The 24,224-nt window shown below is 74.6% G+C and carries 22 protein-coding genes; 14 read left to right on the top strand and 8 right to left on the bottom strand.

The genetic code is table 11. The features are described from left to right. Positions 1-46: 46 nt before the first annotated feature. Positions 47-904 carry a formate dehydrogenase accessory sulfurtransferase FdhD gene (gene fdhD, locus AB0I41_RS03655; RefSeq protein ID WP_357101428.1) on the top strand — a complete coding sequence of 286 codons (858 nt, stop codon included), beginning with the start codon at positions 47-49 and terminating at the stop codon, positions 902-904. A 5-nt stretch (positions 905-909) separates the two neighbouring features. Here fdhD and AB0I41_RS03650 read toward each other — a convergent pair whose 3' ends face one another. Next, positions 910-1,968 carry a DUF4192 domain-containing protein gene (locus tag AB0I41_RS03650; RefSeq protein WP_357101426.1) on the bottom strand — a complete coding sequence of 353 codons (1,059 nt, stop codon included), beginning with the start codon at positions 1,966-1,968 and terminating at the stop codon, positions 910-912. A 151-nt stretch (positions 1,969-2,119) separates the two neighbouring features. Here AB0I41_RS03650 and AB0I41_RS03645 point away from each other — a divergent pair, with 151 nt between their 5' ends. From AB0I41_RS03645 to AB0I41_RS03625, 5 genes are all read left to right on the top strand, one after another. Next, positions 2,120-3,034: a fructosamine kinase family protein gene (locus tag AB0I41_RS03645; RefSeq protein WP_357101424.1), complete on the top strand. Its 915-nt coding sequence runs from the start codon at positions 2,120-2,122 to the stop codon at positions 3,032-3,034. Next, on the top strand, positions 3,031-4,041 hold the full coding sequence (moaA, locus tag AB0I41_RS03640) for a GTP 3',8-cyclase MoaA (protein ID WP_357101422.1): 1,011 nt from the start codon (positions 3,031-3,033) through the stop codon (positions 4,039-4,041). Before AB0I41_RS03645 ends, moaA begins: the two co-directional genes overlap by 4 nt. Positions 4,042-4,044: 3 nt before the next feature. Continuing rightward, complete coding sequence (locus AB0I41_RS03635) at positions 4,045-4,290, top strand: MoaD/ThiS family protein (RefSeq protein WP_357101420.1); 246 nt, start codon at positions 4,045-4,047, stop codon at positions 4,288-4,290. 12 nt (positions 4,291-4,302) lie between these two features. Beyond that, a complete protein-coding gene (locus AB0I41_RS03630; RefSeq protein WP_357101418.1) occupies positions 4,303-5,568 on the top strand; it encodes a metallophosphoesterase in 1,266 nt (421 codons plus the stop codon). A gap of 94 nt (positions 5,569-5,662) precedes the next feature. Next, complete coding sequence (locus AB0I41_RS03625) at positions 5,663-8,857, top strand: UvrD-helicase domain-containing protein (RefSeq protein WP_357101416.1); 3,195 nt, start codon at positions 5,663-5,665, stop codon at positions 8,855-8,857. Positions 8,858-9,039: 182 nt separating this feature from the next. On the opposite strand, the gene AB0I41_RS03620 is transcribed toward AB0I41_RS03625, so the two are convergent. Beyond that, a complete protein-coding gene (locus AB0I41_RS03620; RefSeq protein WP_357101414.1) occupies positions 9,040-9,681 on the bottom strand; it encodes an A24 family peptidase in 642 nt (213 codons plus the stop codon). 11 nt (positions 9,682-9,692) lie between these two features. Then, complete coding sequence (locus tag AB0I41_RS03615) at positions 9,693-10,676, bottom strand: EamA family transporter (RefSeq protein ID WP_357101412.1); 984 nt, start codon at positions 10,674-10,676, stop codon at positions 9,693-9,695. 84 nt (positions 10,677-10,760) lie between these two features. On the opposite strand from AB0I41_RS03615, the gene AB0I41_RS03610 reads away from it, so the two are divergent. Beyond that, on the top strand, positions 10,761-11,450 hold the full coding sequence (locus tag AB0I41_RS03610; protein ID WP_357101410.1) for a flagellar basal body protein FliL: 690 nt from the start codon (positions 10,761-10,763) through the stop codon (positions 11,448-11,450). 154 nt (positions 11,451-11,604) lie between these two features. Beyond that, positions 11,605-12,846 carry an ATP-binding protein gene (locus AB0I41_RS03605; RefSeq protein WP_357101408.1) on the top strand — a complete coding sequence of 414 codons (1,242 nt, stop codon included), beginning with the start codon at positions 11,605-11,607 and terminating at the stop codon, positions 12,844-12,846. Between the two features lie 28 nt (positions 12,847-12,874). On the opposite strand, the gene AB0I41_RS03600 is transcribed toward AB0I41_RS03605, so the two are convergent. Then, positions 12,875-13,420 carry an N-acetyltransferase gene (locus AB0I41_RS03600; RefSeq protein ID WP_357101406.1) on the bottom strand — a complete coding sequence of 182 codons (546 nt, stop codon included), beginning with the start codon at positions 13,418-13,420 and terminating at the stop codon, positions 12,875-12,877. A gap of 134 nt (positions 13,421-13,554) precedes the next feature. Between AB0I41_RS03600 and AB0I41_RS03595 the strand changes: the two genes are divergently transcribed. Both AB0I41_RS03595 and AB0I41_RS03590 read left to right on the top strand, forming a co-directional pair. Next, on the top strand, positions 13,555-14,100 hold the full coding sequence (locus AB0I41_RS03595; RefSeq protein ID WP_357101404.1) for a DoxX family protein: 546 nt from the start codon (positions 13,555-13,557) through the stop codon (positions 14,098-14,100). Positions 14,101-14,304: 204 nt separating this feature from the next. Continuing rightward, entirely contained in the window at positions 14,305-15,750 is a 1,446-nt protein-coding gene (locus AB0I41_RS03590; RefSeq protein WP_357101402.1) for a glycosyltransferase 87 family protein, read from the top strand. 124 nt (positions 15,751-15,874) lie between these two features. Here the strand turns inward: AB0I41_RS03590 and AB0I41_RS03585 are convergent, their stop codons facing one another. From AB0I41_RS03585 to moaC, 4 genes are all read right to left on the bottom strand, one after another. Further along, a complete protein-coding gene (locus AB0I41_RS03585; protein ID WP_357101400.1) occupies positions 15,875-16,306 on the bottom strand; it encodes a molybdenum cofactor biosynthesis protein MoaE in 432 nt (143 codons plus the stop codon). Next, entirely contained in the window at positions 16,303-17,562 is a 1,260-nt protein-coding gene (locus AB0I41_RS03580) for a molybdopterin molybdotransferase MoeA (protein WP_357101398.1), read from the bottom strand. The genes AB0I41_RS03585 and AB0I41_RS03580 overlap by 4 nt, the downstream gene beginning before the upstream one ends. An 88-nt stretch (positions 17,563-17,650) precedes the next feature. Continuing rightward, a complete protein-coding gene (locus AB0I41_RS03575) occupies positions 17,651-18,121 on the bottom strand; it encodes a MogA/MoaB family molybdenum cofactor biosynthesis protein (protein ID WP_357101637.1) in 471 nt (156 codons plus the stop codon). After that, positions 18,118-18,609, bottom strand: coding sequence for a cyclic pyranopterin monophosphate synthase MoaC (moaC, locus tag AB0I41_RS03570; protein ID WP_357101396.1), 492 nt, complete (start codon positions 18,607-18,609; stop codon positions 18,118-18,120). Before moaC ends, AB0I41_RS03575 begins: the two co-directional genes overlap by 4 nt. A 687-nt stretch (positions 18,610-19,296) precedes the next feature. Between moaC and AB0I41_RS03565 the strand changes: the two genes are divergently transcribed. The 4 genes from AB0I41_RS03565 to AB0I41_RS03550 are packed head-to-tail and all read left to right on the top strand — an operon-like array spanning position 19,297 to position 24,194. Continuing rightward, complete coding sequence (locus tag AB0I41_RS03565) at positions 19,297-21,816, top strand: bifunctional diguanylate cyclase/phosphodiesterase (RefSeq protein ID WP_357101393.1); 2,520 nt, start codon at positions 19,297-19,299, stop codon at positions 21,814-21,816. Next, complete coding sequence (locus tag AB0I41_RS03560; protein WP_357101391.1) at positions 21,813-23,108, top strand: glycosyltransferase 87 family protein; 1,296 nt, start codon at positions 21,813-21,815, stop codon at positions 23,106-23,108. The genes AB0I41_RS03565 and AB0I41_RS03560 overlap by 4 nt, the downstream gene beginning before the upstream one ends. Positions 23,109-23,118: 10 nt before the next feature. Next, positions 23,119-23,754, top strand: coding sequence for a phosphoribosyltransferase family protein (locus AB0I41_RS03555; RefSeq protein ID WP_357101389.1), 636 nt, complete (start codon positions 23,119-23,121; stop codon positions 23,752-23,754). A 29-nt stretch (positions 23,755-23,783) separates the two neighbouring features. Then, entirely contained in the window at positions 23,784-24,194 is a 411-nt protein-coding gene (locus AB0I41_RS03550; protein WP_357101387.1) for a zf-TFIIB domain-containing protein, read from the top strand. Positions 24,195-24,224 lie beyond the last annotated feature (30 nt).

Raw genomic sequence — 24,224 nt, 5'->3', positions numbered from 1 at the left:
CGCCACCGTCGTGCGGGTCGCCAGGCGGACGGGGGAGGATGGCCGGATGGGACGGGCGACTGACCGGCGGAGCGTGCTCCGCATCGACCTCGACGCGGTGGCCGACGGACGCGCCGCGGTACGCCGGCAGGACACCCTATCGGTGGAGGAACCGCTGGAGATCCGGGTCGGCCCGGCCGGCCCGGGCCGACGCCGGCCGCTCGCGGTCACCATGCGCACCCCCGGCGACGACATCGACCTGGCGATCGGCTTCCTGCTCACCGAGGGGCTGATCCGGTCGACCGGGGACGTGCTCACCGCCCAGCTCTGCGCCGGGGCGGAGACCCCGAACACCTACAACGTGGTCGACGTGGTGCTCGCCCCGGGCGTGCCGGAACCCACCACCGATCCGTCGCGGAACTTCTACACCACCAGTTCGTGCGGGGTCTGCGGCAAGGCCAGCATCGAGGCGGTACGGACCCGGTCGCCGTACCCGGTGGTGGAGGACCCGCTCACCGTCCGGGCGGACGTGCTCGCCGCGCTGCCGGACCGGTTGCGCGCGGCCCAGCGGACCTTCGACCGCACCGGTGGGCTGCACGCGGCGGGGCTGTTCACCGCCGACGGCGAGCCGGTGGTGCTGCGCGAGGACGTCGGCCGGCACAACGCGGTGGACAAGGTGGTCGGCTGGGCGGTGCGGGAACGCCGCCTCCCGCTGGCCGGGCACCTGCTGCTGGTCTCCGGCCGGGCCAGCTTCGAGCTGACCCAGAAGGCGTGGATGGCCGGCGTACCGCTGCTCGCGGCCGTCTCCGCGCCCAGCTCGCTCGCCGCCGACCTGGCCGCGGAGGCCGGGATGACGCTGGTCGGCTTCCTGCGCGGCCGGACGATGAACGTCTACGCCGGCGGGCACCGGGTGCTCGTCGGCTGACCGGCTCACCCGATGCCCCGCCGCACGTGCCGTCGGCGGCGGGGACGACGCCGGACCACGCCCGGCTCACCCACCGCCGGCCAGCCGTCCAGCTCGGACGGGGGCACGCCGCGCCGGAGCAGGTCGTCGAGGAGTTGGGCCAGGGAGTAGTCGGGGTGGACGGCCAGCGCGCGCTCCAACGCCACCGCGGCCAGGGCCCCCTGCCCGGCCCGCCAGGCGGCGAAGGCCAGCAGGCTCGCCGGCGCCGCGATCAACTCCTCCTCGGCGCGGCGCAGCACGTCGCCCCACAGGCTGATGTCCTCCTCCCGGCCGTCGGTGCGTTCCCAGGCGTGGTCGCGGACCGGGAGATGGGTCAGGAGCAGGCTCAGCCAGGCCACCTCCTCGTCGGTGAGCCGGGTGCCCCGGCGGTACGCGCGAAAGGCTTCCCGGACGGCGGCGACCCCGGCCCCCCGGACCGAGCGACCGCCGAGCAGGTCGGCGGCGGGCGCCTCCGCCAGCAGGGTGAGCAGCCGCCGCTCGGCCCGGACGCCGGCCCGCCGCATCGCCGCCCGGTCCTGCCCGTCGGCCGGCCCCACCTGGGCGGTGAGGGCGGCCCGGTCGGGGAGCGCCACCTGACCGGCGAAGACCGCGGCCGCGCTGACCTCGCTGCTGCCCGGGTCGTACGGGGTGCCGTCGGGCGGGCAGCACGCCGCCTCGGCGCAGAGGTACGACCAGTACCGACCGGCGGTCACCCGCAGCGCGTCCAGCACGGTGAGGCCGGCCGTGGTGAGTGCCGCGCGGACCGCGTCCACGGCCGGGGTGACGCGGTCGGCCGGGCCGTACCCGATGACGGTGGCGGCGTCGGCGTCCTGCCGGCCGAGGACGTCGCCGAGGTGGCCGGCGGGCAGCCGGGGGTCGGCGCCACGGTCGGGCAGGTCGGCGCGGGCGGCGAAGACGACCCGCTGGGCCCGCATCGCCACCACCACCACGCTGTCGGCGGGATGAAAGCCGAGCAGGTACGGCACGGCGGCGAGGAGGTCGGCGGGCGAGCGGACGGTGAGCCGGGGGCGGTCGGTCGCGGTCATGCCGGCAGCCTGCGGCCCCCGGGACGCGCCCGACAGACCCTGTGGACGACACTCGGGTTATCCACAGACACGGAGAGTGTTCCTGCAGGTGGCACGGATTTGGCGGGTTCGGAATCCACCCGGGCGCTCGCGGAACGGCTACCTTGCGCTGATGGACCTGGCATACCTGCGGGCGCATCCGGAGCACCTGCCGACGTTCCTGACCCACCAGCGGATCCGGGAGACGCCGGTCTCCGGCGGGGACGTCTGCGCCGCCTCCCGGCTCACCCTCGACGACGGCCACTCCGTCTTCGCCAAGACCTGGCCCGAGCGGGCCGGCCGACCGGCGCCCGAGGGCTTCTTCGCCAGCGAGGCCGCCGGGCTGCGCTGGCTGCGCGCGGCGGGCACGGTGGCCGTACCGGAGGTGGTGGTGGCACTGCCGGAACTGCTCGCGCTGGACTGGGTGGAGCCGGGCGAGCCGTCCCCGGAGGCGGCCGAACGGTTCGGCCGGGAGCTGGCCGGGATGCACCGGGCCGGGGCGTCCGCGTTCGGCGCCGACTGGCCCGGCTTCATCGGCCCGCTAGAGCAGGACAACACCCCCGACGAGGGGCCCTGGCCGGACTGGTTCGCCCGGCGCCGGCTGCTGCCGTACCTGGAACTGTCGGTGGACGGCGGCGCGCTCGGCGGCGCGGAGGCCGCGCTGGTGGAGCGGGTCGTCGCCCGGATCGGCGAGTTCGGCGGCGCCGAGCCGCCGGCCCGGCTGCACGGCGACCTGTGGCCGGGGAACGTGCTCTGGGGCGCGGACGACCGGGCGTGGCTGGTCGACCCGGCGGCGCACGGCGGGCACCGGGAGACCGACCTGGCCCAGCTGGCCCTCTTCGGCGGGACCCCGCACCTCGACCGGATCGTGAGCGCCTACCGGGAGGAGTGGCCGCTGGCCGACGGCTGGCGGGAACGGCTGTCGCTGCACCAACTCCACCTGCTGCTGGTGCACACCGCCGCGTTCGGCGCGGCCTACCGCGACGCGGTCGCCCGGGCCGCCCGAGCCGCGCTGGGCGGGACCGGCCGCGCTACGGTCGACGGGTGACCGCCGCCCCGACCGACGGCGTCCTCGTCGACCGGTACGGCCGCGTCGCCCGGGACCTGCGCGTCTCGCTGACCGACAAGTGCAACCTGCGCTGCACGTACTGCATGCCGGCGGAGGGGCTGCCCTGGCTGGCCGGGCCGCAACTGCTCGGCGACGACGAGATCGTCCGACTTATCCGGGTCGCCGTGGACCGGCTCGGGGTGACCGAGGTCCGCTTCACCGGCGGCGAGCCGCTGATCCGACCGGGGCTGGCCGGCATCGTCGCCGCGGTGGCCGCGCTGACGCCCCGCCCCCGGATCTCCCTCACCACCAACGGCATCGGCCTGGGCCGGCTCGCGCCCACGCTGCGCGAGGCCGGGCTGGACCGGGTCAACGTGTCGCTGGACACCCTGGACGGCGACCGGTTCACCCGGCTGACCCGGCGGGACCGGCTGGCCGACGTGCTCGCCGGGCTGGTCGGCGCCGCCGCCGCCGGGCTCACCCCGGTGAAGGTCAACTCCGTGCTGATGCGGGGCGTCAACGACGACGAGGCTCCGGCGCTGCTGCGGTTCGCCCTCGACCACGGCTACGAGCTGCGGTTCATCGAGCAGATGCCACTGGACGCCCAGCACGGCTGGGACCGGGCCACCATGGTCACCGCCGACGAGATCCTGGCCTCGCTGGCCGGCGAGTTCGCCCTGACGGCCGACCCGGCCGAGCGGGGCGCGGCCCCCGCGGAGACCTGGCTGGTCGACGGCGGGCCGGCCCGGGTCGGGGTGATCGCCAGCGTGACCCGCCCGTTCTGCGGCGACTGCGACCGGACCCGGCTCACCGCCGACGGTCAGGTCCGGGCCTGCCTCTTCGCCACCGAGGAGTCCGACCTGCGCGGCGCGCTGCGCGCCGGGGCGGACGACGCCGAGCTGGCCCGCCGCTGGCAGGCGGCGATGCGGGGCAAGCGCGCCGGGCACGGCATCGACGACCCCGCCTTCCTGCAACCGGCCCGCCCGATGTCGGCGATCGGAGGCTGAGCCGTGGACCTCACCGTCCGCTACTTCGCCGGGGCCCGGGCCGCCGCCGGCCGTACCGAGGAGACCGCCGCCGCGGGCCGGTCGTTGGACGAACTGGTCGGTGCACTCGCCGAGCGGCACGGGCCGCGGCTGGCCGCCGTGCTGGAGGTGGCGAGTTTCCTGGTCGACGGGGTGCACTGCCATGATCGTCGGGCACCGTTGCCGGCCGGGGTCACGATCGACGTGCTGCCCCCCTTCGCGGGCGGCTGAGAGAGGGCTGGCATGTTGGCGATTCTGGCGTTCGTGGCCACCCTGGCCCTGATCACCGGTCTGATCCACTTCTACCTGTGGAAGCGGCTGGTCAAGGACACCACCCGTCCGGGGCGGTGGCGGCGGATCGGCGGCGTGGCCGCGCTGGTGCTGGCGCTGCTCGTACCGGCCACGATGGCCGGCACCCGGGCCGTCGGGGCGTTCTGGCTGGCCTGGCCGGGCTACCTCTGGCTGGCGGTGATGTTCTACCTGCTGGTCCTGCTGCTGGTGCTGGAAGTGCCGATGGCGGTCGCCCGGCTGGTGCTGCGCCGCCGGTCGGCGGTCGCCGAGTCGACCGCCGCCGCGCCGGAACCGGTGCTGGTCGGGGCGGCCGGCACCGCCGACCCGCCGGCCGTCGAGGCCATCGAGGCCGTCGAGGCCGTCGACCAGCCGGACCACGACGCCTCGCGCCGGCTGCTGCTCGCCCGGGGCGCGGCGATCTTCGCCGGTCTCACCGCCGCCGGCGTCACCGGGTACGGCGTCCGCACCGCGATGGGCCCGCCCGAGCTGGACCGGGTCCGCATCCCGCTGGCCAGGCTGCCGCGCGGCATGGACGGCCTGCGGATCGCCACCGTCTCCGACATCCACCTCGGGCCGCTGCGCGGACGGGAGCACACCGAACGGATCGTGGCCGCGATCAACCGCCTCGACGCCGACCTCGTCGCGGTCGTCGGCGACCTGGTCGACGGCTCGGTCGCCGAACTGGGCGAGGCGGCGGCGCCGCTGCGCGGCCTGCGCTCCCGGTACGGCAGCTTCTTCGTCACCGGCAACCACGAGTACTACTCCGGCGTGGAGGAGTGGGTCCAGGAGGTGGACCGGCTCGGCCTGCGGGTGTTGCAGAACCAGCGGCAGGAGATCCACGCCCGGGGCGGTGTGCTGGACCTGGCCGGCGTCAACGACGTGACCGCCGCCGGCACCGGCCTGGCCGCGCCCGCCGACTACGCGGCCGCGCTCGGCGACCGCGACCCGAGCCGCCCGGTGGTGCTGCTGGCCCACCAGCCGGTCGCCGCGCACGAGGCGGCCAGGTTCGGCGTCGACCTCCAACTCTCTGGGCACACCCACGGCGGTCAGATCGTGCCGTTCAACCTGGCCGTCGGGCTCCAGCAGCCGGTCGTCTCCGGCCTCGGCGAGGTGGACGGCACCAAGGTGTACGTCACCAACGGCGCCGGCTTCTGGGGCCCGCCGGTGCGGGTCGGCGCCCCTCCCCAGATCACCCTCGTCGAGCTGCGCGCCCCGTAGCGCGACCGGGCGGCGGAGTCCAGCATCGGATTGCTCAGGTCACGCCTACGCGTGGCGGCGGGCGGGCAGTGGACCGGCCGTGACAGGATGCGGCGTGCCTCCGTTCAGCGCCGCACCCCCCGGTGGCGTTCCGCCGTTCGTCGCGGACCTGCACATCCACTCGAAGTACTCGCGCGCGTGCAGCCGCGATCTCACCCTGCCCAACCTCGGCTGGTGGGCCCGGCGCAAGGGCATCGGAGTGCTCGGCACCGGGGATTTCACCCACCCCGCCTGGTACGACCATCTGCGCGAGACGCTGCAGCCGGCCGAGCCGGGGCTCTACCGGCTCAGCCCCGAGGCGGAGCGGGACATCGCCCGCGGGCTGCCGCCCCGGCTGGCCAGCGAGGCGGAGGCGGACCCGGTCCGGTTCATGCTCAGCGTGGAGATCTCCACCATCTACAAGCGGGACGACCGGACCCGGAAGGTCCACCACCTGATCTACCTGCCCGACCTGGACGCGGTGGCGAGGTTCAACACGGCGCTGGGCCGGATCGGCAACCTCGGCTCGGACGGCCGGCCGATCCTCGGCCTGGACTCCCGGGACCTGCTGGAGATCACCCTGGAGGCCAGCAGCGAGGGCTACCTGGTCCCGGCGCACATCTGGACGCCCTGGTTCTCCGCGCTCGGCTCGAAGTCCGGCTTCGACGCGATCGCCGACTGCTACGCCGACCTGGCCGAGCACGTCTTCGCGGTGGAGACCGGCCTCTCCTCCGACCCCGAGATGAACTGGCGGGTCGGCAGCCTGGACCGCTACCAGCTCGTCTCCAACTCCGACGCGCACTCCCCGCCGGCGCTGGCCCGCGAGGCGACGGTCTTCGCCTCCGGCCGCGACTACTTCGCGATCCGCGAGGCGCTGCGCACCGGCGACGGGCTGGCCGGGACGATCGAGTTCTTCCCGGAAGAGGGGAAGTACCACGCGGACGGGCACCGGCTGTGCGGCGTCAACTGGTCGCCGGAGCGGACCAGGCTGGCCGGTGGCCGCTGCCCGGAGTGCGGCAAGCCGCTGACCGTCGGCGTGCTGAGCCGGGTCGAGGAGCTGGCCGACCGGCCGGAGGGGCACCGCCCCGCGCACGCCCGCGAGGTCACCCACCTGGTGCCGCTGGCCGAGATCGTCGGCGAGATCAACAAGGTGGGCGCGCGCGCCAAGAAGGTCGAGGGGAAGCTCAACGAGCTGGTCGCGGCGCTCGGCCCGGAGCTGGACATCCTCATCCGTACCCCGCTGGACGAGATCGGGCGGGTCGGCGGCGAACTGCTGGCCGAGGGCATCGGCCGGCTGCGCCGCGGCGACGTCCGCCGGGTGCCGGGCTACGACGGCGAGTACGGCGTGATCACCCTCTTCGACCCGGCCGAGCTGGGCGCGAAGGCGACGGGGACGCAGGCGGAGACGCTCTTCGACGTACCCGTGCCGGTGCAGCGGCGGCCCGCGGAGCCGGCGGTGAAGGCGAAGGCCCGACGCCCGGCGGCGCCGAAGGCCGAGCCGAAGCGGAAGGCCGTCCCGCCGCCCCTGCCGCCGATCGCGCCGGCGCCCTCGCCGCACGAGCCGTTCGAGCCGATGCTCGCCGGCATGGAGGAGGTCGGCACCGGCCTGCTCGACCGGTTGGACGCGATGCAGCGGGTGGCCGCGTCCGCGCCGGGTGGTCCGCTGCTGATCGTGGCCGGCCCCGGTACCGGCAAGACCCGGACGCTGACCCACCGGATCGCGTACCTCTGCGCGGAGCTGAACGTCTTCCCCGAGCAGTGCCTGGCGATCACGTTCACCCGGCGGGCCGCCGAGGAGCTGCGGCACCGCCTCGACGGGCTGCTCGGCCCGGTGGCCGAGGACGTCACCGTCGGCACGTTCCACTCCCTCGGGCTGACCATCCTGCGCGAGAACGCGGAGGCCGCCGGGCTTCCGGCGAGCTTCCGGATCGCCGACGACGCGGACCGGGCGGCCGCCCGTACCGAGGCCGGGGACGACCCGGACCGCTACACCGCGCTGCTGCGCAAGCAGGACCTGGTCGACCTGGACGAGCTGCTGACCCTGCCGGTGGCGCTGCTGCGGGCCGACAAGAAGCTGGTGCGTGCCTACCGCGAGCGCTGGCGGTGGATCTTCGTCGACGAGTACCAGGACGTCGACGCGGTCCAGTACGAGCTGCTGCGCCTGCTCAGCCCCGCCGACGGCAACCTCTGCGCGATCGGCGACCCGGACCAGGCGATCTACTCGTTCCGGGGTGCGGACGTGGGCTACTTCCTGCGCTTCTCGCAGGACTTCACCGACGCCCGGCTGGTCCGGCTGAACCGCAACTACCGCTCGTCGGCACCGATCCTGGCCGCCGCCGTGCAGGCCATCGCGCCGTCGTCGCTGGTGCGCGGCCGCCGGCTCGACCCGGCCCGGCTCGACCCGGAGGCCCCGCTGGTCGGTCGCTACCCCGCGGCCTCCGTCTCCGACGAGGCCGATTTCGTGGTACGCACCATCGACGAGCTGGTCGGCGGCCTCTCCCACCGGTCGCTCGACTCGGGGCGGATCGACGGCCGATCGACCACGCTGTCCTTCTCCGACATCGCGGTGCTCTACCGCACCGACTCGCAGGCCGCCCCGATCGTGGACGCCCTCGCCCGGGCGAACATCCCGGTGCAGAAGCGCTCGCACGACCGGCTGCGGGACCGGCCCGGGGTGACCGCCATCGCCCGGGAACTGCGGCACGCCGACGGCCTCGGCGGCGGCCTGCCCGCCCGGGTACGCCTCGCCGGTCAGGTGCTCGCCGAGCGGTTCGCCGCACCCACCCTGGACGGCTCCGGCGCGGTACGCCCCGAGGACGTCCGCACGGCGGTGGACCTGCTCACCCCGCTGGCCCGCCGCTGCGGCGACGACCTGGGGCTGTTCCTGTCCCAGCTCGCCACCGGCGCGGAGGTCGACGCGCTCGACCCGCGCGCCGAGGCGGTCACCCTGCTCACCCTGCACGCCGCCAAGGGGCTGGAGTTCCCGGTGGTCTTCCTGGTCGGGGCCGAGGACGGGCTGCTGCCGCTGCGCTGGCCCGGCACCGAGCCGGACGCCGACGCGGTCGCCGAGGAGCGGCGGCTCTTCTTCGTCGGCCTGACCCGCGCCCAGGACCGGCTCTACGTCAGCCACGCCGCCCACCGGGTGCGGCACGGGTCGGAACGGGAGTGCCGGCCGTCGCCGTTCCTCGACGTGATCGACCCCGGGCTGTTCGAGCGCTTCGGCGAGACCGAGCCCCGCCGCCCGAAGGACCGCCAGCTCCGCCTGATCTGATCGGCCGGCTGAGCTGGCCACCGGTTGGCTGGTTGCGGTGGTGGTGAAGGGCATTGCCCCGGTGAGCAATATGCCTGTCAGGCATATTTGTGCCGGACAGGCATATCACTCGCGGCGGCATCAGCCGGGGGCTCCGCGACACGCCACACCACGTCAAGCCCGTCCGGGTCGTCGCCCCGGGCTCAGGCGAACAGCACGGCCAGCCAGGCGCCGGCGAGCAACGCCGGACCGAACGGCAGGGCGGTGTCCCGGCGTACCCGGCGGGCGGCCAGCAGGGCGAGCACCACCACGCCGTTGAGCAGGTGCGGCAGGACCAGCCCGACTCCCAGGGTCGACCAGCCCAGCCAGCCGAGCGGCAGGCCGAGGGCGGCGGCGAGCTTCACGTCGCCGAAGCCGAGCCGGGCGCCGGGCAGCAGCGCCAGCACCACGTACCCGGCGAAGGAGAGCGCGGCCCCGGCGAGGGCGACCGCCAGGCGACCCGGCGTGCCGGCGGCGAGCGCGGCCACGCCGAGGCCGGCGGCGCCGCCGAGGCCGGCCGCGCCCACCAGCGGGTCGGGCAGCCGCAGGCAGGCCAGGTCGACCACCGCCAGCACCACACCGGAGCCCGCCACCAGCAGGTACGCCGGCAGGGCCGGATCCGGCCCGAGTGCGGCGGCCAGCCCGGCGAACACCACCGCCCCGACGAGGGCCCAGCCGCTCGCCGACCAGGCCGGGGTGGGGGCGGACGGGTCCGGGGTGGGGGCGAACCGGCGGGCGACCGACGGTGCCGTCGCGCCGACGAGCGCGCCGCACAGCGCGGCGGAGGTCACCAGCCCGAAGGACACGGGCCGGGACGTTACCGGTGCGCCGGTTCCGTGGCTGCCCCGTCGGCGGCCTCCGCCGCCGGCCGCCGGGGTCGCTCGGTGCTCACCACCAGCGCCACGCCGGCCACGATCACGGCGCCGCCGAGCAGCACCTGCGCGGTGACCGGCTCGGCGGCCAGCAGCGCGCCGAGCCCGACCGCGACGGCCGGGTTGACGTAGGCGTACGTGGCGACCAGTGAGATGGGCGCGTGGTGCAGCAGCCAGACGTACGCGGTGAAGGCGACCAGCGAGCCGGCCACCATCAGGTACGCCAGCGCCGCCCAGGACCGGGCGGTCACCTCGGCCGGCGAGAAGTCCCGCAGCTCGCCCCGGGCCAGCGCGAACACGGCGAGCGCCGCCGCGCCGGCGAACATCTCGTACACGGTGGCGACGAACGGGTCGGCGGGCATGGACAGCCGGCCGGAGAGGAACGAGCCGACCGACCAGCAGGTGGCCGCGGCGACCACGGTGAGCGCGCCGGCCAGCGGCACCGCGCCCGTACCGCCGGTGGGGAGCACCAGCAGCACCAGGCCGAGGAAGCCGAGCGTCACCCCGCCGAACGTCCAGCCGGGCGGCCGGTCGCCGGTGGTCGTGCGGAGCAGCACCACCAGCAGCGGGACGGTGGCCACCAGCAGCGCGGCGATGCCCGACGGCACGGCCACTCCGGGCGGACCCGACTCGGCGAGCACCACCAGGCCGTTGCCGCAGGCCAGCAGCAGCACCCCGACCAGGGCGGCGGAGCCGAGCTGGCGCCGGCCGACCCGCAACGCCCCCGGGCCGCGACGCAGCCGCAGGACGACGGCGAGCACCAGCCCGGCGACGGCGAACCGGAGGGCGGCCGAGGCGAGCGGCGGCATGGACTCCACGGCGATCCGGATGCCGAGATAGGTGGAGCCCCACAGGACGTAGACCAGCACCAGCGCCGTCCAGATCAGGCCGGCCCGGTTCGAAGTCGCACTCGCGGGAGGTGAGCTCATCGGTGGACCACGCTACGGTGACCAGGACGTCGGTGTCCCGCGCGGGTGGCCGGCCTCTCAGCACCGAGTACGCAGGAGGCGTGCATGGCGAACTACGGACCACCGGGCGGCGGTGCCCCGGAGCCGTGGGGTGGGCGACGCCCCGAGGACGCGTACGGCGCCGCACCGGATCCGCGTGGCACACCTGGTTGGGGCGAGCCGCACGCCGGCTACCAGCCCCACCCGCAGGCCGGATACGCGGCCACCGAGGTCCAGCCGCCCACCGGGGCGTACCGGTCGGCCGGCCCGACCGCGTACCCCGGTGACCCGACGCCGCCGCGCCCGAAGCGGGGTCGGGGTCCGCTGGTCGCGGTGCTGGCCGTGCTGGCGGTGTTCGTGCTCGGCGGCGCCGCGACGCTGTGGTACCTGGCCGGTCGGGACGACGAGTCGGCGTCGACCGCCGCGTCGACCGCGTCCGCGGAGCCGGGCGCGGCGCTGCCCGGGCCGGCCGAGCCGGTGCCCACCACCCCCGCGCCGGCTTCCTCCGCCGACCCGCGCTTCGTCAAGGCGGGGCAGTGCGTCCGCAACGAGGGCCCGTCAGGTGGCAAGCCGAAGCTGCTGATCAGCGCCTGCGCCCCGAAGACGTACCAGGTGCTGCGGCGCTTCGACGGGGAGACCAGCGGTGAGAAGGACGCCGAGGCGAAGTGCGCCGAGGTGGCGGGCTACACCAACTGGTACTTCTTCGACAGCGAGCTGGACACCCTCGACTTCGTCCTCTGCCTGAAGCAGCGCTGATTCCCTCCCTCAGTGGCGGAAACGAGACCAATCTAAAGCTGTCTAGCGTCCAGGCTAGACAGGGCTAGCTTTCTGTCGAGACCGGGAGACACGCCGGTAGCGCCGTCTACGCATCTCTAGTCTCGCGGCTAGACGGCCCGATACTGTGCGATGCGTGGATCCCGTCCGCAACCCGTACGCCCCCGGCGCCGGTCAGCGCCCGCCCGAACTCGCCGGCCGGGGGCGGGAGCTGGACGTCTTCGACGTGGTCCTGGAACGCATCGCCCGGGGCCGCCCCGAGCGGAGCCTGATGCTCACCGGGCTGCGGGGCGTCGGCAAGACCGTGCTGCTCAACACCCTCCGCTCGCAGGCGATCAACGGCCTCTGGGGCACCGGCAAGATCGAAGCCCGGCCGGACCAGTCACTGCGCCGGCCGGTGGCCGCCGCCCTGCACATGGCGGTCCGCGAGCTGGCCCCCCGGCACCGCGCCCCGGACCGGATCGACGCCTTCCTCGGCGTGCTCAAGGCGTTCGCCCAGCGCTCCGCGCCGACCGGGCGCGGGGGCGCCGCCCCGAAGCTGCGCGACCGGTGGCAGCCCGGCATCGACGTGCCGGCGAGCAGCGGCCGGGCCGACTCCGGCGACATCGAGATCGACCTGGTCGAGCTGCTCAGCGACGCGGCGGGGGTGGCCGCCGACGTGGGCACCGGGATCGCCGTCTTCATCGACGAGATGCAGGACCTCGGCGCGGAGGACGTCTCCGCGCTCTGCGCCGCCTGCCACGAGCTGTCCCAGCTCGGCGCGCCGCTGATCGTGGTCGGCGCCGGCCTGCCGCACCTGCCCGCCGTGCTCAGCGCCGCGAAGTCCTACTCCGAGCGGCTCTTCCGCTACCAGCGCATCGACCGGCTCGACCGGATCGCCGCCGACCAGGCGCTCTGCGCGCCGGCCGAGCGGGAGCAGGTCGAGTACGAGCAGAAGGCCCTCGACCTGCTGTACGAGAAGTCCGGCGGCTATCCCTACTTCGTCCAGGCGTACGGGAAGGCGACCTGGGACCACGCGCCCCGCTCGCCGATCACCGCCGCGGACGTCCGGGTGGCCGCGCCCGAGGCGGAGGCCGAGCTGGCGGTCGGCTTCTTCGGCTCCCGGTTCGAGCGGGCCACCCCGGCCGAGCGCGAGTACATGCGCGCCATGGCGACCCTGTCCCTGGTGGAAGGGGAGGACGACGGCGGCGGCCGGGACGACATGGACGCGGCCGTGCCGACCGCGGAGATCGCCCGGGCGCTGGGGCGCAAGCCGGCCAGCCTCTCCCCGGCCCGGGACGCGCTGATCAAGAAGGGGCTGATCTACTCCGGCGAGCGGGGCACGGTCGCCTTCACCGTCCCGCACTTCGGCCGCTACCTGCGTACCCAGCCGGCCTGACCGCCGCCTCGGGCCTCCCTCGGTGGGGTCAGACGCGGGACCAGGGTGCCGGGAAGAACACCTCGCCACGCGGCGGCGGCCCCTCGCCGCTGGTGCTCGCCGGCAGCGTCAGCGCCTGCCACGGCTCCCCCAGCCCCGACCACGGGCCGGTCAGGCCCATCCGGTCGGCCCGGGTGAACCCGAAGCGCCGGTAGTAGGCGGGGTCGCCGAGCACCACCACCAGGCGCTCGCCCAGCTCGGTCGCCGCGTCCAGCACGGCCTGCACCGCCGCGGTGCCGTGCCCGACCCGCTGCCGGTGCGGGGCCACCGCGACCGGCCCGAGCGCCAGCGCCGGGGCGCGGACGCCGTCGGACCGGACGAAGACCCGGCTGAGCAGGGCGTACCCGACCACCTCGCCGCCGTACTCGGCCACCATCGCCAGCTCGGGAATCCACGCGTCGCTGTCGCGCAACTCGTCGACGAGCGCCACCTCGCCCGGGACGGCGGCGTCCGGGCGGGCGAAGGCGGCGGCCAGCACCATCCGGACCGGGCCAGTGTCCGCCGGGTCCTCGGGGCGCAGCCGCAGGGTCGTCACCCGCGCGACGTTACCGGTCGGGGCGGGTCCATCAGCGACGGTCGCTCGGATCGGCGTGGCGTCGCGTCCATGTCGGCCGATCCGGATCGGCCGTTGTCCGGGTAGCCGGCGCCCCGACGGGGTATGACTGATCCATGAAACCCGTGCGCTCCCTCGCCCGCGTCATGTTGAGCGGCATCTTCGTGGTCAGCGGCGCCCGCAACTTCCAGCAGCCCCAGCGCCTCGTGCCGGCCGCCCAGCCGATCACCGACCGAATCGCTCCGTTGATCTCCAACGCCGCGCCGCAACTCCCCACCGACACCATGACACTGATCCGCGCCAATGCCATGGCGCAACTGGTCGGCGGTCTGATGCTGGCCACCGGAAGGTTCACCCGGCCGGCCGCGCTCATCCTCGCCGGCACGCTGGTGCCGTCCACCGCGGCCGGGCATCCCTTCTGGAACAACGACGACCCGACGGTGCGCACCAACAACCAGATCCACTTCCTGAAGAACCTCGGCCTCTTCGGCGGCCTGCTGCTCGCCGCCGCCGACACCGAGGGGAAGCCGGGCCTGCGCTGGCGGACCGGTCACCGCATCGGCCACTCTCGACGTTCCGTGACCCGCGCGATGCGTACCGCCCGACGGGAAGCCCGGATCGCCGTCCGCTCGGCGTCCGCGGCCCGGCGACTTCCAGGCTGACCTGCGTCGATACGGCCACCACCCCCCGCAAGGCCGCGAATCACCTGAACCACCCGACTGCCGTTAACGCGGTGGAAATGTCAAAAACATGTGTGGGATCGGACACGGTCGCATAACGCGGGAGGCATCAACGTGAGGCGCCGTTCTAGGCTCCGTACCGGACCTGGACGGGTAGGACGATTTTGGTACGGGGGTGGCCACGCCATGCCGGCGATCGTCGGTAGACGGCTGGACCGTCTCGCCCCAGTCCGTCGCGCAACGCGTGGGATCGATCGTAAGACAGTCGTACGGATCGGCGTCGTGGCCGCCGTCGCCTACGCCGCATGGCTCGCCATCGGTGCTTTCGGGCGGCCGTACAACTTCTTCGACATGAAGATCTACCACGGCGCGGTGGTGTGGTGGGCGAGCGGTCACGAGCTGTACGAGTTCATCGCGCCCACCACCACCCTCGGGTTCACCTACCCGCCGTTCGCCGCGCTGATGATGCTGCCGATGGCCCGGCTGCCGATCGAGGCGGCAGGCTGGATCAACGCGGTGGGCAGCATCGCCGCCCTGGCCCTCGTGCTGGCCGCGCTGCTGCGCCCGATCGTGGATCGGCTCGGCTGGCCGCTCTGGTTCAGCGTGGGCATCGCGACGTCGATGTCAGTCGCCATCGAACCGGTCCGGGAAACCCTCGGGTACGGCCAGGTCAACCTGCTGCTCTTCGCGCTGATCATGGCCGACCTGGTCGGGTTGCGCTGGCGGTCCCGGCGCGGCACCCACGGCCGCCCGACCGACGGCCCGTTCGTGCGCTTCCTCTACAGCGGATCGTGGGCCGGCATGGGCATCGGCCTGGCCACCGCCGTCAAGCTGACCCCCGCGCTCTTCATCGTCTACCTGCTGATCACCCGGCAGTGGCGGACGGCGGCCACCGCCGTCGCCACCACCATCGGCGTGACGCTGGGGACGTTCGCGCTGGTCGGGACGGAGTCCCGGGCCTACTTCGGCGGCGTGCTCTGGCAGACCGAGCGGGTCGGCGCGGCCGACATGACGCCCAACCAGTCGCTGGCCGGCCTGCTCGCCCGGCTGTACGACTCGATCGAGACGCCCGGCCTGCTGTGGCTGTCGTTCTCGGTGCTGATCCTGGCGGTCGGGCTCTCCCGGGCCGCCACCGCCCGGGCCGACGGCGACGAACTGACCGCGTTCACCCTGGTCGGGCTGACCGCCAACGTGATCAGCCCGATCTCCTGGACGCACCACCTGGTCTGGGTCATCCCGGCAATCGTCGTGCTCGCCGACGCCGCCGTACGCCGTCGCGAGGCGAGCCGGGGCCTGGCGCTGCGGGCCGGCCAGGCGTCCTCGTACGGGGGGCCGCCCGGGGTCAACGGGCTGCGCCCGCCGATCTGGTACCCGACGCTGACCGGCCTGCGGCACGCCGTCGCGGCGGCGGGGCTCTACCTGCTCTTCCTCGTCTCGCCCATCTGGCCGTACGAGCACCAACTGCCCGAGGTGTCGCACTACCAGGACGGGCTCCTCGGGGCGCTGCTGGAGAACTCCCTCGCGCTGGCGCTGATCGTGCTGGTCGCCGCGCTGCCCTGGCGGCCGGGCGCCGAGCCGGCCTTCTACACCGACCGGCTCTCCCGCACCGCCGCCGTCCCCGCCCGCCGCTGACCCCTCCCACCCCTGCCAACACTTTCAGAGAAAGAGTGGCTGTCCGACGCGGAACAGCCACTCTTTCTCTGAAAGTGCGCAAACCAGGGGACGGCGGGGACGGGCGGTGGGGCGGGAGGCCCGGTCAGGGGCAGTTGACCCATTCCTCGGTGCCGTCGGCGAACAGCTGCCGCTTCCAGATCGGCAGCCGCGCCTTGACCTCGTCGACCAGGCGGGCGCAGGCCGCGAAGGCCGCGGCGCGGTGCGCGGTGCTGACCGCGGCGACCAGGGCCACGTCACCGATCTCCAGCCGGCCGATCCGGTGCGACACCGCGACCGCGTACACGTCGGGGTCGGCGGCGACCTCGGCGGCGACCTCGCGCAGCACGTCGGCGGCGCTCGGGTGGCCCTCGTACTCCAGCAGGGTGACGGGGCGGCCATGGTCGTGGTCGCGGACCACGCCCTGGAAGGAGACCACCGCGCCGGCCCGGCGGTCGGCGACCGCCGCCTCGTGCGCGGCCAGGTCGAGCGGCTGGTCGGTGACCGCGAGGACGGTCACCGTGGGACCGGCGGTCACCACGAGCGCTCCCCGGGCAGCAGCGGCAGCGGTACGACCGGCACCCGCGCCCCGACCTCGCCGGTGGTGCCCGGACGGATCACCGCGAACCCGTCGGCGCCGGCCAGCCCGCGCAGCATCGACGAACCGACGTGGCGCAGCGGGTGGGCGGTGCCGGCGGCCCGGTCCAGCCGGACCAGGGCCAGGTGGGTGTAGTCGCCGCGGCCTGGCACCGGCTCGGCGAGCGTGGCGTGCGGCAGCGCCGGCATCGGCCGGCCGGTCAGCCCGGCGAGCAGCGGCGCGACCAGCGAGACCAGGGCGACGATCGCGGACTGCGGGTTGCCCGGCAGGCCGGCGACGAAGCGGACCCGGCCGTCGGCGCCGGCCAGCCGGGCCAGCAGCATCGGGAAACCCGGACGGACCGCGACCGTGTTGACCACGTAGTCCGCGCCCAGCGCCTCCAGCGCGGGGTGCAGGTGGTCGACCGGGCCGTGCATCGTCCCGCCGGTGGTGCAGACCAGGTCCGCGTTGGCCAGCGCGGACCGCAGGGCCGCCACGTGCGCGGAGAGGGTGTCCGCCACCGGGCCGACCACGTCGGAGGAGCGGACCTGGCAGCCGTACCGGCGCAGCCAGGCCGGCACCGCCGGGCCGAGCGCGTCGCGTACCCGGCCGGCGTCGGGCGGGCCGGCGGTCAGCAGCTCGTCGCCGAAGACCAGCAGCGCGGCCCGGGGCCGCCGACGCACCCGCAGCTGATCGTGGCCGCAGGAGGCGGCCAGCCCGATCAGCGCCGGGTCGACCGGCGTGCCGGCGGGGAGCAGTTCCTCACCCGCGTACGCCTCCTCGCCCGGCTGCCGCCACTCCGGGCTCGGCCGCGGCGTGCCGGCCACCCGCCCGTCGGCGGTACGGCTCGACTCCTCGACCCGGAGCACCGCGGTGGTGCCCTCGGGGACCATCGCGCCGGTGGCGATCTCGACGGTGGTGCCGTCGGCGGTCAGCGGATGCGGGGTGTTGCCGGCCAGCACCCGCCCGACGACGTCCCACGGGCCCTCGCCGCGCACCGCCCAGCCGTCCACGCCGGAGGTCGGAAAGGCGGGCAGGTCGGTCCGCGTGGTCAACGGCTCCGCCAGGGTGTGCCCGTCGGTGTCGGCGAGCGGCCGCTGGATCGCGGGGAGGGCGGCGGCGAGGCCCACCGCGTACACCCGGGAGCGGGCCTCCTCCCAGGCGGCCGGCGGGGGCGCCGCGACCTGCGCCGCGGCGGCGGCGGTTTCCGTGCTCACCGGGGGCCTCCGTTCACCGTCTGCGGTGCGCGCGGCACCTCCGCGCACCCACCGGGCGAGCCTAGCGCCGTGGACCGTGTGCCGGGTGTCAGTGGTCGCCGCCGCGCAACTGATCGACGGTGTGGACGAGGATGGGGCCGAGGACGGCGAGGCCGTCCCGCGCGCCGCCGGTCGACCCGGGCAGGTTGACCACGAGCATCCGGCCGGCCACGCCAGCGAGGCCCCGGGACAGGGCCGAGGTGGGAACCCGGTCGCGGCTGTGCGCCCGGATCGCCTCGGCGATGCCGGGAATCTCGTAGTCGAGCAGCGCCCGGGTCACGTCCGGCGTCCGGTCGGTGGGGGTGATTCCGGTGCCGCCGCTGGTCAGCACCACATCGACCCCGTCGGCCAGGGCGGCCCGCAACGCCTCGCCCACCGGCTCGCCGTCGGGGACCACCACCGGCTCGTCGACGACGCAGCCCAGCTCGCGCAGGCCGGCCACCAGCAGGGGGCCGCTGGTGTCGGCGTAGACGCCGGCGGCGGCCCGGTTGGAGGCCACCACCACCCGGGCCCGGATCACGGCCGGCCCTCCGGGCGGACCCACTCGCCGGTCCTGCCGCCCTCCTTGCGGAGCACCCGCACCGCGTCGACCGAGGCGGCCGGGTCGACCGCCTTGACCATGTCGACCAGGGCCAGCCCGGCCACCGCCACCGCGGTCAGCGCCTCCATCTCCACCCCGGTCCGGTCGGCGGTCCGCGCCGTCGCGGTGATCTCGACGGTGTCCTCGGTGAGTTGCAGGTCGACCGTCACGCCGTGCAGCGCGATCGGATGGCAGAGCGGGATCAGGTCGGGGGTGCGCTTGGCGCCCATGATGCCGGCGAGCCGCCCGACCGCGAGCGCGTCGCCCTTGGGCAGGCCGTCGCGGCGCAGCAGGTCGACCACCTCGGCGGTGGTGCGCAACCGGCCGGCGGCCACGGCGAGTCGGCCGGTGACCGGCTTGGCGGAGACGTCGACCATGCGGGCCGCGCCCGCCGGGTCGACGTGGGTGAGCTGCACGGAATCGGTCACGGTGGCGAGCCTATCCGCCGGGTACGACCGGGGCGGCACGCACGGAGGCCTCGTCGGTCTGATCCTGGCCACGGCCGGAACCGCCGTTCACCGACCTGCGGACACGCTGACGGGGGCGGCGACAAGAAACCGACGGCGGACAGGCAGCTCAAGCACCACTCGCAGGGGCCCGGGAAACCGGCGGCTACGAGAAGGGGCGCACCTCGACCCGCTCGGGGACCCCATCCGATCGACGCCGGTCGCGCGGACAGGCTGCCCACCCGATCATTGGCGTATCCCTCGACGTCACCAGGCGGCAGCACCGGGATGGTCCAATTCGTCGATGGAATTGGAAGCCGGCAAGGTCACACTAAAGACAGTTCACCAAGAGCCGGCCACCCCGTGGCCGACCAGCAGCAGCCCTCGGTTGTCGTCCAAGGCTCCGCCCGAGGGGACGCACGCGCTCCGCATGTAGCCACGAACAGAACGTTACAAATGAGTTGGAGTTCGCTGATATCGCGCATACCGACATTCATCCGTACAAGGCAGCGGTAACTGTCCATTAAGCTCTCCCCATTGGTTCACCGACAACAGCAATGGGGGTCATGATGAAGTCGCACGAATGGACCTGAGCAGAGTTCTAAAACCAGGTCGAGAGCAGTAAACTCGCGGAGCGCACAGCCATCGGTTACTGAATGAGGTCGATGGGTGACTCCACAACGACGACCCAATGGGACCGATCGGCGGTTGCTACCGCTAATCGGTCTCGTCGTCTTTCTGGCGACCGTCTCCGCCGTCGTGTCTGTCCTACATCTCGGCACCGGCGGATCAAGCGCGGGTCCGACGACCTGGCTCGCCCTGATCTCCCTGACCGCCGCCGGCTTCACCGTCAAGGTGCGGATCCGGATCAGAGCCAACAACCACGACATCGCGTGGACCGAGACTGCGATCGTCATCGGCCTCACCGTGGCACCCACCTCGACGGTGGTCCTCGCGACGGGTTGCGGCCTCGCCCTGGTCACGGCACTCGCTCGGATCCCCTCCATCCGGGCGACCTTCGGCGTCGGAAAGAACATGCTGGTGGCGGCGGCGACCGGCACGGTGCTTCACGCAGCCGGGTGGCAACTGGGCGAGGAGTCCGTGACTGCCACGATCCTGCCGCTGTCCCTCGCCTATCTGGCCGCGGTGCTGCTCGACGAGGTGGTCGCCCTCCCGGTCATCGCGATCGCCACCGGCGAGCGGGTGCGGGAACTGTTTCGGGAGGACTGGGGACTCCGGCTCACTTTCGCATTGGGTCGGCTGGTGGTGGTCCTCGGGACGTTCCTCATCCTGCGGGGCGACAGCCGGCTCCTGCTGGCGGTGCCGCCGCTGGTCCTCAGCCTCCACCTGCTCTACTCCAACCGGGTCAAGGCCCGCACCGAGCAGCAGGCCTGGCAGCGCCTCGCCCGGACCACGGACGCGCTCAACGTCGTCGACCTCAACAAGGTCCTCACCACGGCGGTCACTCAGGCCGCGGAGCTCTTCTCCGCCGATGAAGTGGAAATCGAGCTGCGCGCCGGCGGCCGCACGGTCCGCGGCGCCGGCGGCACCATCGGGTACGACGGGCCGGCCGGCGAGCCCAGCACGGTCGACGGTGCGGTGCTGCCGGCCCGGCTGGAGGGGCACGACGGCAGCGCCGACGTGGGTGTGCTGCGGCTGCGCTTCCGTGGGCCGGTCCAGCTCTCCGAGCGGGAGCAGTACACGCTGCGTACCTTCGCCTCGGCGCTCTGCACCGCGGTCCGCAACGCCCAGGCGTACGCCGAGCTGGCCCGGGCGGCCGCCGAGCACGCGCACGCCGCCACCCACGACGCGCTGACCGGCCTGGCGAACCGGCGACACCTGCTGGAGCGCGGCACCGAGCAGCTCAGCGCCCGGCACGCCGAGGGGGTGACCGCGCTGGTGCTGATCGACCTCAACCACTTCAAGGAGGTCAACGACACCCTCGGACACGCCGCCGGGGACCAGGTGCTGATGCAGGTCGCCGATCGGTTGCGGGCCGCCGCGCAGGGCGAGGACCTGGTGGCCCGCCTCGGCGGTGACGAGTTCGCCGTGCTGCTGCGCGGCCTGCCCGCCCCGGCGGTCGCCGCGCACCGGGCGGAGGCGCTGATCGGCACCCTGCACGAGCCGCTGGACGTGGATGGGATGCGGATCAGCGTCGAGGCCAGCGGCGGCATCGCCGTCGCCCCGGCCAGTGGCGGCATGCCCGAGCTGCTGCGCCGCGCCGACGTGGCGATGTACCAGGCCAAGCGGGCCGGCCAGCGGGTCTGCACGTACGCCCCGACCCGCGACACGGCCGACCTCGGCCGGCTCACCCTCGGCGGCGAGCTGCCCCGGGCGGTGGCCGACCACGAGTTCATCGTCAACTTCCAGCCGATCGTGGACCTGGGCACCGGCGAGGTGACCGGCGCGGAGGCGTTGGCCCGCTGGCACCACCCGACCCACGGAATGATCGACCCGCTGCGCTTCCTGGAGGCCGTGGAACGCTCCGGCCTGCTCCCCGCGTTCGCCGAGACGATCCTCGACCAGGCACTGCTGGCCGCCGTCAGCTGGCGGGAAGCCGGCTTCGACCTGCCGGTCTCGGTCAACGTCTCCCCGCGCAGCCTCCTCGACGCCCGCTTCCCCGGCGCGGTGCTGGCCCGGCTGCGGGCGCACGACCTCCCGCCCGACCGGCTGGTGCTGGAGCTGACCGAGACGCTGACCCTGAGCCAGCTCGACGTGGTGGACCGGGTGCTCAGCCGGCTGCGCGACTCCGGCGTCCGGCTGGCCCTGGACGACTTCGGCACCGGCTACTCCTCGCTCTCCCTGCTCTCCCGCATCCCCGTGCACGAACTTAAGATCGACCGCAGCTTCGTCACCGCGATGGAGGGCTCGGCGGAGGCGGCGGCGGTCATCCGCTCCACCCTCGACCTGGGCCGCAGCCTCGACCTGACGGTGGTCGCCGAGGGGGTGGAGAGCGAGCCGCAGCGCCGGGCGCTCTGGGAGCTGGGCTGCGCCGCCGGCCAGGGCCACCTCTTCGCCCGTCCGCTGCCCGCCGGCACCCTCCTCGCCACCCTGCACCGCGGCTCGGGTGGCCGCCCGGGCACCCTCGTCCCGCCGCTGCACGACACCGGCGCCGTCATCCGCCTCGCCCCCGGCCGCCGCCAGCCCGGCCGGAGCCGTCCCACGGGTCTGCCACACTTGCCGGCGTGACCGCCGCCTCCCGCCCCTGGCGTTCCCTGGACTCCGCCGCCGGCGGCCTCGCCCTCGACCTCGGCCTGTACGCGGTCTCCGCCGCGTTCGCCGCGATCACCGCCGCCACCTCCACCCTGCCCCCGCACCGGGCCTGGGGGAGCGTCGCCGCCGTCGGCTACCTGCTCGCGGCGCTCCTGGTCGCCGGCCAACTCCTGCTCCGGGGTCGCCGGCCGGGGCTGGCCGGGGTGACCGCCCGCTGGACGGTCACCGGGTTCGCCTGGGCGACCGTCGCCCTGCTGCCCCTGGCCGTGCAGAGCGCGCAGCGGGCGTCGGGGCGTACCGACCGGGCGCAGGAGGAGGTGGTGGTCGTCGAGCACGCCGGCATCCGGCTCGCCGAGCACGGCACCCCCTACCTGGGGCACGACGCGATCGCCGCGCTCCCCGCCGACGAGCGGCTGCTCGGCTACACGCCGTACCAGCCGGGAATGGCGCTGTTCGGGCTGCCCCGGGCCGGCGTCGACGCCTGGTGGACCGACTCCCGCGTCTGGTTCGCGCTGGTCACCGCGCTGGCACTGGCCGTCGCGGTGGGCGCGCTACGCGGCGCCGGCCGCCCCTCGGCCGGCCGACCCGACGCGGCCGCGGTGCTGCGGGGCGTGCAGGCCGCGACCGTGCTGCCGGTCTGCGCGCTCACCCTCGCCACCGGCGGCGACGACCTTCCCGTACTCGCGCTCTGCCTGCTGGCACTGGCATTCGCCGCCGCCGACCGGCCCGGCGCGGCCGGCGTGGCGGTCGGAATCGCCGGCGCGCTGAAGCTCTTCGCCTGGCCGGTCGCCCTGGTCCTGATCTTCTGGGGCGCCACCCGGCGGGCCGGCCTCCGGGTCGCCCTCGGCGCGCTCGGCCTGCCGGTGCTCGCCCTGGTCCCGGTACTGCTGGTCGACCGGGACGCCCTGGTGGAGAACGTGCTGCGGTTCCCGCTCGGCCACGGCCTGGTGACCAGCCCCGCCCAGTCACCCTTCCCGGGGCACCTGATCGCGACCGCGCTGCCCGCCGGCCGGGTGGTCGCCGCCGCGCTGCTCGTCGCGGTCGGCGTGGCCATCGCCGTCCGGCTGCTGCGCCGCCCGCCCGGCACCGCCGCCGCCACCGCGCTGATCTGCGGGTACGGCCTGCTGGCGGCGATCCTGCTGATGCCCGCCACCCGCTTCGGCTACCTGCTCTATCCGCTCGCCCTGCTCGTCTGGGCGCCCGCGCTGGCTGGACGGCCGGCAACGGTTTCGCCGGACTCGCCGACGTGGGCCCGCCCCAGGGCGTAGACCTGAGGACATGAGCAACACCTACCGCGATCGCGAGGACGCCGGCCGACAGCTCGCCGAGCGGCTGACCGGACTCGTCGGGCAATCCGACGTCGTCGTGCTGGGGCTGGTCCGGGGCGGCGTGCCGGTGGCCCGGGTGATCGCCGACCGGATCGGCGCGCCACTGGACGTCCTGGTGGTCCGCAAGCTCGGCATGCCCTGGGCGCCCGAGGTCGCCTTCGGCGCGCTCGGCCCCGGCGGCGTCCGGGTGCTCAACGACGTGGTCGCCGCCCGGCTCGGCCCCGACGAGATCGGCGAGGTGGAGCACCGGGAACAGGCCGAACTGGAACGCCGCGAGGCCCGCTACCGGGCCGGCCGGCCGCCGCTTGACCTCACCGGGCGTACCGCCGTGATCGTCGACGACGGGCTGGCCACCGGCGCGACGGCCCGAGCCGCCGTCGAGGTCGCCCGCCACCTCGGCGCCCGCCGGGTCGTCGTCGCCGTGCCGGTCGGCTCGCAGGAGGCGTACGAGATGCTGGCCGCCGAGGCCGACCAGGTGGTCTGTCTCCAGCGCCCGCCCGAGTTCGGCGCGGTCGGCGCCTACTACGAGGATTTCCACGAGGTCTCCGACGACGAGGTCAGCGAGGCGTTGATCGCCACCGCCTGAACCTCGCGCCGACCGGGTACGGTCGAACGATGCAGCTCACCTGTCCCAAATGCCACGGAGACATGCGCCAGTACGAGCGCAGCGGAGTCGTCATCGACCAGTGCACCGAGTGCCGGGGGATCTTCCTCGACCGCGGTGAACTCGAGAAGCTGTTCGAGGCCGAGGCGAACTGGAACCAGCAGCAGGCCGCCCCGGCGCCCGGGCAGCCCGCGGGCCACGCCCCGAGCGCCCAGCCCGGCCACGTCGCCGGCGGCTACGCCCCGCCCCCGCCGCCGCCCCCGCACCAGCCGGGTTACCCGGCCGTGCCACCGCCGCCCCCGCCGCCGCACGCGCCGGCCTACCCGCCGCAGCCCGTGTACGGGCACCAGCAGCACTACGGCTACCACGGGCACTACAAGCGCAAGAAGCACAAGGGCTTCCTCGACGAGATGTTCGGCTGACCGGGCCGGGCCGGGGCACCCGCCCCGGCC

Source organism: Micromonospora sp. NPDC050200 (assembly GCF_040656135.1).
GTDB lineage: Bacteria > Actinomycetota > Actinomycetes > Mycobacteriales > Micromonosporaceae > Micromonospora.
Note: the sequence above shows the minus strand (reverse complement) of the source record. Positions and strands in the feature narration are given on the sequence as shown.